Annotated in this window: 9 protein-coding genes and 1 other RNA gene; 3 read left to right on the top strand and 7 right to left on the bottom strand. The window is 55.2% G+C overall.

Annotated features, from left to right (window positions below):
• Positions 1-151 precede the first annotated feature (151 nt).
• The 7 genes from LMED105_RS08445 to LMED105_RS08420 all read right to left on the bottom strand — a co-directional run bounded on the left by LMED105_RS08445 (position 152) and on the right by LMED105_RS08420 (position 10,132).
• Positions 152-1,372 (bottom strand): CaiB/BaiF CoA-transferase family protein, encoded by a 1,221-nt coding sequence (locus tag LMED105_RS08445; protein WP_008250217.1) that lies wholly within the window; start codon positions 1,370-1,372, stop codon positions 152-154.
• Between the two features lie 25 nt (positions 1,373-1,397).
• Positions 1,398-2,033: a recombination mediator RecR gene (gene recR, locus LMED105_RS08440; RefSeq protein ID WP_008250216.1), complete on the bottom strand. Its 636-nt coding sequence runs from the start codon at positions 2,031-2,033 to the stop codon at positions 1,398-1,400.
• A gap of 9 nt (positions 2,034-2,042) precedes the next feature.
• Positions 2,043-2,369: a YbaB/EbfC family nucleoid-associated protein gene (locus tag LMED105_RS08435; RefSeq protein WP_040512993.1), complete on the bottom strand. Its 327-nt coding sequence runs from the start codon at positions 2,367-2,369 to the stop codon at positions 2,043-2,045.
• Between the two features lie 22 nt (positions 2,370-2,391).
• Complete coding sequence (dnaX, locus tag LMED105_RS08430; protein ID WP_008250214.1) at positions 2,392-4,152, bottom strand: DNA polymerase III subunit gamma/tau; 1,761 nt, start codon at positions 4,150-4,152, stop codon at positions 2,392-2,394.
• Between the two features lie 46 nt (positions 4,153-4,198).
• An RNA gene (ffs, locus tag LMED105_RS16660) (signal recognition particle sRNA small type) lies at positions 4,199-4,295 on the bottom strand.
• A 10-nt stretch (positions 4,296-4,305) separates the two neighbouring features.
• Positions 4,306-7,542, bottom strand: a complete 3,237-nt coding sequence (locus tag LMED105_RS08425) for an exodeoxyribonuclease V subunit beta (RefSeq protein ID WP_008250213.1) — start codon at positions 7,540-7,542, stop codon at positions 4,306-4,308.
• On the bottom strand, positions 7,535-10,132 hold the full coding sequence (locus tag LMED105_RS08420) for a PD-(D/E)XK nuclease family protein (RefSeq protein WP_008250212.1): 2,598 nt from the start codon (positions 10,130-10,132) through the stop codon (positions 7,535-7,537). The genes LMED105_RS08425 and LMED105_RS08420 overlap by 8 nt, the downstream gene beginning before the upstream one ends.
• 112 nt (positions 10,133-10,244) lie before the next feature.
• Between LMED105_RS08420 and trxA the strand changes: the two genes are divergently transcribed.
• From trxA to LMED105_RS08405, 3 genes are all read left to right on the top strand, one after another.
• On the top strand, positions 10,245-10,574 hold the full coding sequence (gene trxA, locus LMED105_RS08415; RefSeq protein ID WP_008250211.1) for a thioredoxin TrxA: 330 nt from the start codon (positions 10,245-10,247) through the stop codon (positions 10,572-10,574).
• Positions 10,575-10,696: 122 nt separating this feature from the next.
• Complete coding sequence (gene rho, locus LMED105_RS08410; protein ID WP_008250210.1) at positions 10,697-11,953, top strand: transcription termination factor Rho; 1,257 nt, start codon at positions 10,697-10,699, stop codon at positions 11,951-11,953.
• A 96-nt stretch (positions 11,954-12,049) separates the two neighbouring features.
• Entirely contained in the window at positions 12,050-12,643 is a 594-nt protein-coding gene (locus tag LMED105_RS08405; protein WP_008250209.1) for a LemA family protein, read from the top strand.
• The last annotated feature ends 3 nt before the right edge of the window (positions 12,644-12,646 follow it).

The following is a 12,646-nucleotide window of genomic DNA, read 5'->3' as shown; positions in this document are numbered from 1 at the left end:
GCGACCTGCAAGGTCGATGCGAAGACGCTTTTGCGTTTCGCATGCCCCAAGCAAGATTCAACACCGAGGAATTGGACTTGATCAAGGCAGAATGAGGGATGCACTGCAAATCACGAATCACAATCACTAATCACTAAGCACTAAGCACTATTCAAATTACGCCATCATCCAACATGCGCTGAATCTCCTCAGCCGAATAACCCAGCCCCTCTAGCACCTGCGCATTGTGCTCACCCAGCTTGGGGCCAAGCCAACGGGTTTGCCCGGGCGTATCGCTTAACTTGGGCACAATACCCGGTACTTTCAAAGTTCGGTCTTCGCCAAACGCATGTTCTTCAATCATGCCGCGGGCCGCAAATTGGGGGTCATGCACAATGTCTTCAATGCTGTAAATTTTGCTGACAGGCACATCTGCTTTTTCAAGCACTTCAAGTGCCTCATCAATGCTGCGTTCTTTGCACCACTGGGCAATCGTGTCGTCAATCAACTCTGTGTGGCGAACCCTGCCATCGTTGCTGGCCATGTCGGGGTTTTCTGCAAAATCGCTTCGACCAATCGCAATCATTAAGCGCTTGAAAATTGCATCGCCATTGCCACCAATCACAATGAATCCACCACAACCGCAGGTGTAGGTGTTCGACGGCACAATACCCGGCAAACTGGCACCCGAACGTTTGCGCACCACGCCTGCGAAGTCGTACTCGGGCAACAGACTTTCCATCATGTTGAACACCGATTCATACAGGGCCACGTCCACCACTTGCCCCTTGCCTGTTTTGTGGCGATGCTGCAAGGCCATCAGCGCACCGATTACCGCATGCAAACCAGCCAAAGAATCGCCAATGGAAATACCCACGCGCACAGGCGGGCGATCGGTGTCGCCACTTAAAAAACGCATGCCCCCAATCGATTCAGCAATCGCACCAAAACCTGGGCGGTCCTTGTAAGGGCCGGTTTGGCCATAGCCACTCAAGCGCACCACAATCAGGCCAGGGTTCAAGGCCTGTAATTGTTCAGGACTCAGCCCCCATTTTTCAAGTTGCCCCGGGCGAAAGTTCTCGACCAGCATGTCGGCGCTTTCAATCAGCTTGCGCAACACAGCCAGCCCTTCTTCGGCTTTTAAGTTCAGGGTGATCGATTTTTTGTTGCGGGCCTGCACAGCCCACCACAGGGAGTTGCCCTCGTGCAGCACACGCCATTTGCGAATGGGGTCGCCGGTGCCGGGCGTTTCAACCTTGATCACTTCGGCACCGAATTCACCCAGCATTCGGCTTGCAAAAGGCCCCGCAATCAGCGAACCCAATTCAAGTACGCGGATGCCAGCCAATGGGCCGTTGTTAACAGGTGACGATTGCTCAGGGGAATTGGTCATGATGTGCACTTGTGCATGCGAAACATTATTCCGGGTCAGAACCCAACTGGCGGCGGTCCAACAAAGCCCGCGCTACAGTGCTGGGATCGGTGTATTCAAGCTCACCGCCAATTGGCACGCCACGGGCAAGGCGGCTTACTTTCAACGCCATGCGGCGAATTCGATCGGTGAGAAACACGGCAGTGGCCTCGCCTTCGTTGGTGAAATTGGTGGCCAGAATAACTTCCTTCACTTCGCTGTCGTCCAGTCGCTGGCTCAGCTTGGGCCAATCCAGCGACTCGGGGCGCACACCGTCCAAAGGCGAAGCTCGGCCCATCAGCACGTAGTAATAACCGCGATAGGTTTGAGTGGCTTCAATGGCAGCCAGGTCGGCCGGGGTTTCAACCACGCACAGCAAACCGGGGTTGCGGCGGGTGTCGCTGCAAATGGAACACACATCGGCATGGCAAAAATTGTTGCACATACTGCAGTGGCGAATTTCAGCCACCGCTTTCAGCAGCGATTCGCCCAAGGCTGTGGCAGCCTGACGATCATTTTGCAACAGGTGGAAAGCCAGGCGTTGCGCCGACTTTGGCCCTACTCCGGGCAAGCGTTTAAGCGCTTGCACCAGATCAACCAAGGGGTCGAGGCCATCGAAGGCGTCAAACGCGGAACGGCTCATGGGTGTTGCTTAGAATGGCATTTTGAAGCCGGGGGGCATTGGGAAACCAGCGGTGACTGAAGACATTTTTTCAGTCATGGTGGCTTCGGCCTTGCGCACAGCGTCATTGAATGCAGCAGCCACCAGGTCTTCCAGCATGTCTTTGTCTTCGCCCAACAGCGAAGGGTCGATGGTAATGCGCTTGCAATCGTGCTTGCAGGTCATCACCACTTTCACCATGCCACCGCCCGATTGTCCTTCAACTTCCAGGGCACCGATCTCGGCCTGCATTTTGGCCATCTTTTCCTGCATTTGCTGGGCTTGTTTCATCAAGCCGGCCAATTGGCCTTTCATCATGTTCATGTCGAAATCTCTCCTGTCAAATATCGGCTGGGCCTGTGTTGCTCAGCGTGCGTTCTGAACCTGAGACCACGGTTGCGCCCATCAAGTTCTGAATGTCTTTTAAAAACGGGTCTTCCTGCAAAGCCTGCTTGGCCCCCTCAAGGGCCTGCCTGCGGGTTTCACTTTGCACAGCGTGCGCGGTTTGCTGCGCCTCGCCAAACTGCATTTGCAGCCGTACGGTACTTCCATAGTACTGGCCAAGGGCACCCTCAAGGCGGGTCACCATGCTGGCCTCGGTGTAGGCCTTGATTGCCGTGCGCAAAACAATTTGTAGTACGTCGCCTTCCCGGCTGGCCTCAACCAGTTCGGCCTGCACCAATGCCTGGCGTGTCAGGCCTTTGGCTGGCACTTCTTGGGACACCTGCGGCCAATTGGTTGCGCTGGGCAAATCACCGCTGGCTGACTGGTTGTACACCGGCTGTGGCTTGATGGCGGGCGCAGCGGGCTGTGATTGGGCCACCGGTAAATCATCGGCAGTGTCCCAAGGCGGCGACTCATCGAAGTCGTCTGCCACTGCAGGGGCAGCGGCCTGGGGCGCAGCTTTGGGTAAAGGTGATTGGGCAACTGCTGGTTTTGCTGCCATCACGGGCACTGTCGCTTTCACGACTGCCGGGGCCAATGGTGCAGAACGAGTGACTGCGCCCTGCCCACCCGGCTTGAACGCCAGCATGCGCACCAGTGCCATGGAAAATCCAATGTGTTCTTCCGGGGCCAAATGCAATTCAGCGCGGGCGTGGGTGGCAATTTGATAAATCAATTGCAGGTCTTCCGCACCAAAGGCGCCTTGCAGGTTTTGCAATGCGGCCTGATCGGGGTCATCTGCATCAAGCCCGCCCGCGAAGTGCGCAACAGAAAGCCGATACGCAATGGCGGCCAGTTCATCAAGAATGGCACCAAACGGCGCACTGGCTGCGGCCAGGGCATTGCTCAATTCAAGCAGGGCCTTGCCATCACCTTGGGCCAAGGCTTGCAACAGTTGGTGTACCACTTGCTGGTCGATGGCACCCAGCATGGTTCTCACCGTGTCCTCAGTGACATGGCCTGCGCTGTAAGCAATGGCCTGATCGGTCAGTGAAAGCGCATCACGCACACTGCCGCGGGCCGCCTTGGCCAACAGGCGCAAAGCACCGGGCTCGAAGGCAATTTGTTCTTCAGAAAGAATGTGCGCCAGGTGATCGGCCAACTGGTCGGGCGGCAACTGCCGCAGGGCAAATTGCAGGCAACGCGACAGCACGGTGGCCGGAATTTTTTGCGGATCGGTGGTGGCCAGAATAAACAGCACATGCCCCGGTGGTTCTTCCAGCGTTTTCAGCATGGCGTTGAACGCACTGGTGGACAGCATGTGCACTTCGTCGATCACATACACTTTGTAGCGGCCTGCCGTGGGTGCATACATTGCGTTTTCAAGCAAAGCACGCATTTCATCCACACGCGTGTTGGTGGCCGCATCCACTTCCAGCAGATCAACAAATCGACCCTGACTGATTTCAACACAGGCCTGGCATTTGCCGCAGGGGGTGCGACTAATGCCCTGTTCGCAATTCACTGCTCGGGCAAGAATTCGTGCAATCGTGGTTTTGCCCACGCCGCGTGTGCCCGTGAACAAATAGGCATGGTGAAGGCGTTGATTGTCGAGCGCGTGGGAAAGGGCTTTGACCACGTGGGCCTGGCCCACCAGCGAATCAAAGTCTCGCGGTCGCCATTTTCGAGCCAAAGCCTGAGATGCAGTTTGATTCATTCAGAGTGGGTCCACGTTTGTGTGCACAGGTGTGTCCAACAAATTAAGAGGCGAGCCAGAACCCCGGCACTGACTTCACGGTTGTGGCTGCTTCCTTCCGGACCTGACCAGGTTGGCCGCTACGCCATGCGGGGAGGCCCGCCAGACTGAATTCTACACCGAAGTCAGCCAGTGAACTTCGCCATGCCGGTCAATCAGTGCAGCTTGTGTGGGCGCTGGTTTATCCCCCTTGTTCAGGCTCAAGTCAACTAAGCCCACGTATTCAAGCACTTGCTGGGTATAGCCTTGTAAATTGCCTGAATTTACTGCCCATTTGTAGTCCAGCACCAGAAAACGGTCGGGCAACTCGAGCACCCGGTCAGCCCGCAGCGATCGGCCATCGCCCAATACCCATTCCAGTTCATTGAACACGCTGTGGTTGTTGGCCACCGCCCCCTGCAACCAGGGCTGCAAATCGCCTTTGTTCACCAGCAAACGGCAGGCTTGCTCCACATGCTGCAATTCATCATCGCGCAGGGGGCGAAACACCGCCTCGCAACGCACGGCCACCTTCGCCCACCAGGCATCGAACGGCGTTTCAGCCAGCTCATCCACCCATTCAAGCGCGGCATGCCAGGCCGTACCTTTTCGCAGCTCGGGCGAGGCAAGCCGGGGCACCACATTGCCCACAGGCGCACTCAATGCATTGAGCACCGGAAACTGCGGGCGCACCCACAGTGCTGGTGGATCAAACAAGCCCGCCAATTCAGCCTGGCCTGGCCATTGCGTCGCGCCTTGCGGCATGGGCCATGTGCTGTGCACCTGTGTGGCAAAGGGCAACAAACGCTCATACCAGCCCTTGCTGGCGCCCCGCTTTTCACTGCCACTCAAGTGAATGGAATGCCGGGCGCGGGTTAGCGCCACATACAGCAGGTGGTCTTCTTCATCGGCATAGGCTTGTTGTTCAATCTGTTGTGCGGCAGCACGGCCTGGGCTGGGGTTACCCAAATTGCCCATCACCGTGACTGACTTGGGGTGCGATTCGCCCAAGGCCCAATCAATCAGCAAACCCGCATTGCTGCCACCCGGTTTGGGCGACGAGTTTGCATCGAACAACCACACATGGTTGGCCTCCAGCCCCTTGGCTGAATGCACGGTCATGATGCGCAACACGTCGGGATTGTTGGCTGCACCTTCGCTGTCAGAACTTGCATAGGTTTGCAGTTTCACGGCCTCATCAAAGGCCTGTTGCAAACCAGGGAAACGACCCTTGTTCAAACCCAGTGCCCAAGCCTTCAGCCAGTCCCAGTGCTCAGCCATCATGACCCGCTGACGCGGTGACGCAGAATTCAAATATTTTTCAGAGGCCTTGGTATCAGCAACCACTTTGGACAGGGTTTCAAACAGCGGCAAGGCGCGCGCCATGCGCAACCATTCCGACAACTGCGCATGCAGCGCAGTCCACGGCGCTTTACATTGGCCAGCCAACAGCTCAAGCGTGCCCCACACCGTGGCGGTTTGATTCATTTTACCGGCCTGTATCAGGGACTGAAATTGCGCTGAAGAAAGGCCAATGAGCGGACAACGCAGCAATTGCAACAAGTGCAAATTGGCGTGCGGGTCGTTTAAAAACCCCAACAATGCAATGGTGTCGCCCCACACCTGCGAGGTGTAACGCTCGCCTTTGTCTTTGATGGTGTAGGCCAGGCCCGCTTCACGCAGAGCAGCCATCAAGGGCACACCACTTTTGTGGGCACGCACCAGCACCATCACTTCACTTAAATTCTGGATGCTGCCATTGGCCAGCCATTGTTGCAGGGTTTGAACCACGCGCTGCGCTTCATCGGGGCCTTCGTCTTCTTTGAGCAGCTTGGGATAAATATTCAAACCCTTCAAGGTTGAAACGCTTTCGCCAGCCAAACTGGTGTGAGCGCGAAAAGCGGTTTGTCCCCGAGTTTGCCCTGGCTCGAACACGGCGTTAACCACATCAACCACAGACCGCGCACAACGTCGTGTTGAATCGGACTCCAAAGTTTTCGCGGCGAAGTGTTCAACCAGCCAAGCGCGCGCGTGGTTGAACAATCGCGCTTCGGCCCGTCGAAAACGATAAATGGATTGTTTGGGATCACCCACCAAAAACACACTGGGCTTGTCATCGCCACTGTAGTCTTGCAACCAGAGTTTCAGGATATTCCACTGCACAGGGTTGGTGTCCTGAAATTCATCCACCAACAAATGGCGCACGCGCGTATCCAGTTTTTGTTGCATGTAAGCACGCTGCTCATCATTCATCAGCATGCGCAAGGCTGTGGCTTCCAAGTCATCGAAATCGCACAAACCTTGCTCAAGCTTGATTGATTTGTAAGTGTCAAACAGTGGCTCAATCAATTGCGCCAAAGCGGCAGTCGCCTGCATGTCGAGCTGGTCTTTTTCAAGTTGCAAAGCCTGTGCAGTTTGCAGGGCCAGGCCCTCCAGTGTTCGCACATAGTCAGTTTCATCCACTGCAGTTTTTTGCCCCGCAGTCATCTTGAAAAAGTTTTTACTTGGCTCATTTTTTGCGGTCAAACACACTGCCTTTAACTGCTCAAACACATCCGCTGCATGCGCACCCTCGCGCAATGCAGTCAGTGCCTTTTCAATGTCTACCGCATGGCCCTGCTGCTTCGCGGTGCCCAAAGCCAACCAGCGTGCCGCCTGTTGCCACTGCTCAAGAAAATGCCTGTTATTCAACACCTCGACAGGCCATTGCTCGCCTTCACCAATTTCAAACACCCTATTCAACGGCGGCGCTTCGCTGTTGTGCAACCAAAGGCTGCAGGCCACACGATTGGTCAATGCATGCTGTAACACCTGCCGCACCACGGCGCGGTCCATTTGTGACACCAGCGTGTCAAAGGCTGGCAGCAACTCCGATTGATCGTTCAGCAAATTGGCAGTGAACACATCAATGGCCATGTCCATCCAGAACAGGGTTTGATCGGTGGGTTCGCTTTGCCTTGAAAAGCCGCTGGCCAAGGGTGCCATTTGGCAAAGCGATGCAAACCAGCCATGGAAGGTGTCGATGGTTACCCCACGAGAATTGGTCAACACCTCGCCAGCCAGTGCCCGCGCTTTATTCAAGTTGGCCTCATTGGCCACAGCGCCGCGTTCGGTCAACAGGGTGCTTAGTTTGTCATCACTCAACAAGGCACATTCACGCAACAAGCCAAACAGGCGTTCCTGCATTTCCTGCGCGGCTTTGCGTGTGAAAGTAATTGCCAGAATTTGATCGGGCCGCGCCCCGCTTAACAGCAAACGAAACAAGCGTGCAGTGAGTAACCAGGTTTTGCCACTGCCTGCACAAGCCTCCACAACAACGCTGTTGGCAGGGTTGCAGGCAATCGAGGTGAAGTTGGTGTGTAAATCAGTCATCTTCACCCTCCTCACCGTTCATTCCTTCGTTGAATGCAGGGTGCGTTTCTGGCCTGCAAACGCCACGCACGGCGCAGTATTCACAAGCCTCACCCGGATTGGCCTGCCACACCGCTTTGCCCTGAAAAAACGAATTCAGTTCAGTGGCCAGTTGGCTGAGCAACACCTCGCCCCACGACTTGAACCCCTGTTCACTGAACTCATTGCTTAAGGGCGGAAAACTGACCCAATCCACTTTGTCTTTGTGCAAACCCAGAAAATCAAGTTGCGCACCAGGGCTGTTCAACATGGCCTGGTAGGCTGGCAGTTGAGGTTGACTCAGAGGGTCTGCCAGTCGCTTTTTCAACACAGCCGGGTTGGTAAATTTAATGTCTGAAATCGCCAGCGCTTCGCCCCGTGTGTCGAGCCTGTCGACCCGGCCTTTCAATGCAAGCGAGGCTCCACTGGGTTGCAATACAAGTGTGTGTTCAATCTGCTGCTCCGCCCCCTTGAATTGCCAACCCTGAATTTGACGTTCCATTAATTTACCGGCCAGGCGCGGCACAATTTGATCAAAAAATTTCAGGAAAGGGTAAACGGTTGCGCGGTCATCCAACTCCAGCTTGTTCCACACAAGCTGGGCCTGGTCCAACAAGGTTTGTTTCCATGCTTGTAGTTGATTGACGGGCTGGCCGGGCAAAGCCATGTACTGTGCTGTTTTTTCCAGCACCTTGTGCACAAAAATACCGCGCAGCTGCTCATAGCGCATGGCACCCTCATCACGCTGCGCAGGCCAGGGCAAGGCATGTTTCAAACCAAAGCGGAGCCGACACGCCTTCCAGTCGTCCAGCGCGGTCACTCTCAACGACTCTGGTATCGAACCCGAATCGCTCAAAGCCGTTAACTGCAAGGCCTGCTCGGGTGCTTCGCGCACTTCAATTTCAAAATCGGATGGCGCGCGGTACCACTGGCTGGCCCAAGGCTGGGCATGGCTTTCGGAATCTCGCAGCACAATGTCCAGCCACATCAATTCAGGCAACAGCATCTCGGGTTTGCCAGCCACTTGCGCACTGTGTACCAAGGTCACTTCATTGCTGTGCAACAGCAACTCGTACAAGGCAGATATTTTTTGAATGCGGGCCAAGCGCGGGCCGGGAAAACCCAATTCCTGTGCCACAGCGGGCGGCAACAAACCGGGCGGGCTTTCCTGAAAATGCGACTGTGCACAACCCAATACCAACACACGCTTGAATTGCCGCATGCGCGTACTGAGCAAGGGCACCATGCGCACGGGGCTTTCAATGTCCAACGGCCGAAAACGTTGCGATTCAGCCCAACTGCGCCAGGCTGCCAAAAATTCGTGTGCATCAAATTCGGTTTGTGCAGGCACTTGTCGCATCAAACCCAACACAGTCAGCAATTGTTGCCCTGCCTCGTCAGGCTGCAAGGCGGTATCCAGGCCATGTTTTTCAAACAAGGCCAGAAAAGCGCCTGCCCACTGCGCCAGCGGGTGTCGGCTCCCTGTTTTTCCGAAAGCCCAAGGCTCTAGGTGCTCAAGCGGCAAACCGGTGAAGGGCTGAACAATGTCGGTGAGTTGCCCTTGCGCTACAAACTGTTGCAACAAGTGGTCAAACCAGCCTGCAACATTCGAGGTGGACAAACGCCAGCCCGTGCGGTCGTCCACCAACACGCCTATATCTGCCAGCAGCCCCACCAGCCGGCGCGCAGCCAGGCGATCCAGTACAGCCACCGCAATCTCGGTCACGGGGTCTTCCCGCAACCATTCCAGAATTTGATGCGCAGCCTGCTGGGCCTGCGTGGTTTCATCGGGCGCCACCTGCAACACCACGGGGCTGGGCTGGATGTTAAAACGCGTCGCGCCCAATTGTTGCCAGGGTTGTGGGCCCTCAATGGCAGAAAGCCTGAACACCTGAACCGGCACCTCGGGGTAGAACAGTTCCAGCCAAAGGCCAGGCACAGTTTCGCCGTCATCAAACCACACCACATGCAGTGGCGGCTTGCCCCCGGGTTCGGCGGGTTTGGGCAACAGGTCCATGAGTTCAGCTGCATAGGTTTGAGCCAAGGTGGCCACCACCTGCGCCTCTTCGGCGGCGAAAGTGTTGTTCTCAACATACTGGGCAAGCGCACTGGTGTTGCGTTTTTGCACCAAAATCTGTCGCAAGGCCAACTCCAGGTATTCCTGGGCCAAACCCCACAATTGCGAGGGCGATGAACCGCCACCCAACAAAGGCAATTGCCGCAACACACCCACCAAATCGGCTTGCAGGGCTAGCCAGGGGCCCATGGCAGCAGGCTGGCTTAAGCGGTCTGCTGTTTGAATCCACGGGCCCAGCGTGGCAAGGCCTGCGTGGTGGCGCGCCCAGTGCCGTTTGAAGCTGCCCACAGTCTCGATGCGGGGCATCACCCACAACACCTGGCGGGCATCCAGACCCGATTGGCTCAGCCAGTCAAAGGCCGCCGCAAACGGGGTGGATTGAAAAGGATCGCTAGAAACAGGGTGTTGGGTCAAAACGTGTATGGGCTGGTGTGTGTTGTTAAGTCGATTAAAACGTACGCGGGTTTGTGTTTCAGTTCGATTTCGCTGTACCATTCAGAATAGCATTTTCTTAAATGAAGAACTTTCATGGTCTGCGCGTGTGCTTTAATCACCCGGACACGCTTTGTGAACACCCTCCAAAGCAATTACCCAACTGAGGATTTAAATGAGCAGTGACCTGATCAAACACGTCAGTGACGCATCTTTCGACAGCGATGTTTTGAAAACCGACGGCCCAGTGCTGGTGGATTATTGGGCTGAATGGTGTGGTCCTTGCAAAATGATTGCGCCAATTCTTGATGACCTTTCATCTGAATACAACGGCAAGCTGCAAATTGCCAAGATGAACGTGGACGAGAATGCTGAAACGCCCGCCAAATACGGCATTCGCGGCATTCCAACCTTGATGTTGTTCAAGAACGGTGCCGTGGTCGCCACGAAAGTGGGTGCGTTGTCCAAATCACAGCTGGCCGCTTTTATCGACAGTCACCTGTAATACAATATTGATTGAGTCGCCCGGCATGTGCCGGGCATCGAACCCCCTCACTGCAGTAAAACCCCCACCCTTCGTTAACCTGTTTACCTCGCGGCGTTCGCCACCTACACAAATAGCCAAACATGTATCTATCTGAACTAAAAACGCAACACGTCTCTGCCCTGCTTGAAGTGGCTGGTGGCCTTGAAATTGAAAACGCCAACCGCATGCGCAAACAAGAATTGATGTTCGCAATCCTGAAGAAACGCGCCAAAAACGGCGAGCAAATTTTCGGTGACGGTGTGCTCGAAGTACTGCCCGACGGCTTTGGCTTCCTGCGCTCACCAGAAACATCTTACCTGGCCAGCCCGGACGACATTTACATTTCCCCCAGCCAGATTCGCCGCTTCAACCTGCACACAGGTGACAGCATTGAAGGTGAAGTGCGCACCCCCAAAGACGGCGAGCGTTACTTCGCACTGGTAAAAGTAGACAAGGTGAACGGCGAAGCGCCTGAAGCCAGCAAACACAAAATTCTGTTTGAAAACCTGACACCGCTACACCCGAACCAGCCCCTAAAGCTGGAACGTGACATGCGCGGCGAAGAAAACAACACTGGCCGTATCATCGACCTGGTGGCCCCAATCGGCAAAGGTCAGCGCGGTTTGCTGGTGGCCCCACCGAAATCGGGTAAAACCGTGATGCTGCAGCACATTGCGCACGCCATTACTGCCAATCACCCCGACATCACCTTGATTGTGTTGTTGATCGACGAACGCCCGGAAGAAGTGACCGAAATGATGCGCTCGGTGCGCGGTGAAGTGATTGCCTCCACATTCGACGAACCGGCAACCCGCCACGTGCAAGTTGCTGAAATGGTGATTGAAAAGGCCAAGCGCCTGGTTGAGCACAAACGCGACGTGGTCATTCTGCTGGATTCGATTACCCGTTTGGCCCGTGCGTACAACACGGTAGTGCCCTCTTCCGGCAAGGTTCTGACAGGTGGTGTAGACGCCAACGCCCTGCACCGCCCCAAGCGTTTCTTCGGTGCCGCACGTAACATTGAAGAAGGTGGCTCACTGACCATCATCGCAACTGCACTGGTCGACACCGGCAGCCGGATGGACGAAGTGATTTACGAAGAATTCAAGGGCACCGGCAATATGGAAATTCACATGGAACGCCGCATGGCGGAAAAGCGTGTGTACCCGGCCATCAACATCAACCGCTCTTCAACACGCCGCGAAGAATTGCTCATCAAGCCCGATTTGCTGCAAAAGATTTGGGTGCTGCGCCGCCTGCTGCACGACATGGACGAAATTGCTGCGATGGAATTCCTGATGGACAAGATCCGCCAGACCAAGAACAACGCAGAGTTTTTCGAGATGATGAAGAAGTAATTCAAGTCATCTTTTCTGACCAAAGCCCATGCTGCAGTTGCACCATGGGCTTTTTTAATTGCACAATCAGTTAACCACCCCACAAGGAGCGTTCATATGAATCGCGTTTTTTCTCTGTTCACGTTGATGTTTGCGCTGACACTCAGCGGCTGCGGTTACAACACTATTCAAACCACGGACGAACAGGTCAAAGCCGCTTGGGCGGAAGTATTGAACCAGTACCAGCGCCGGGCCGACCTGGTGCCAAACCTGGTGAATGTGGTGAAGGCAGAAGCCAATTTTGAGCAGGAAACACTGACACAGGTGGTTGAGGCGCGCTCGAAAGCAACGTCGATTCAAGCCACTCCGGAATTGATCAACGACCCGGAAGCCTTCAACAAATTTCAGCAGGCTCAAGGTGAGCTAAGTGGTGCCTTGTCGCGGCTGTTGTTGATCACCGAGAACTACCCCAACCTGAAAGCCAACCAAGGCTTTCGTGATTTGCAAACGCAGCTTGAAGGCACCGAAAACCGGATCACAGTGGCACGCAACCGTTACATTAAATCGGTGCAAGACTACAACGTGACCGTGCGTTCATTCCCCAACAACCTGACTGCCATGGTCATGGGCTATGAAGTCAAACCAAGCTTTACGGTTGAAGACGAGGCTGCGATTTCCAAACCACCCACTGTAGATTTTGGTACCAAGTGACAG

It is taken from the genome of Limnobacter sp. MED105, from assembly GCF_000170915.1.
Lineage (GTDB): Bacteria > Pseudomonadota > Gammaproteobacteria > Burkholderiales > Burkholderiaceae_B > Limnobacter.
Note: the sequence above shows the minus strand (reverse complement) of the source record. Positions and strands in the feature narration are given on the sequence as shown.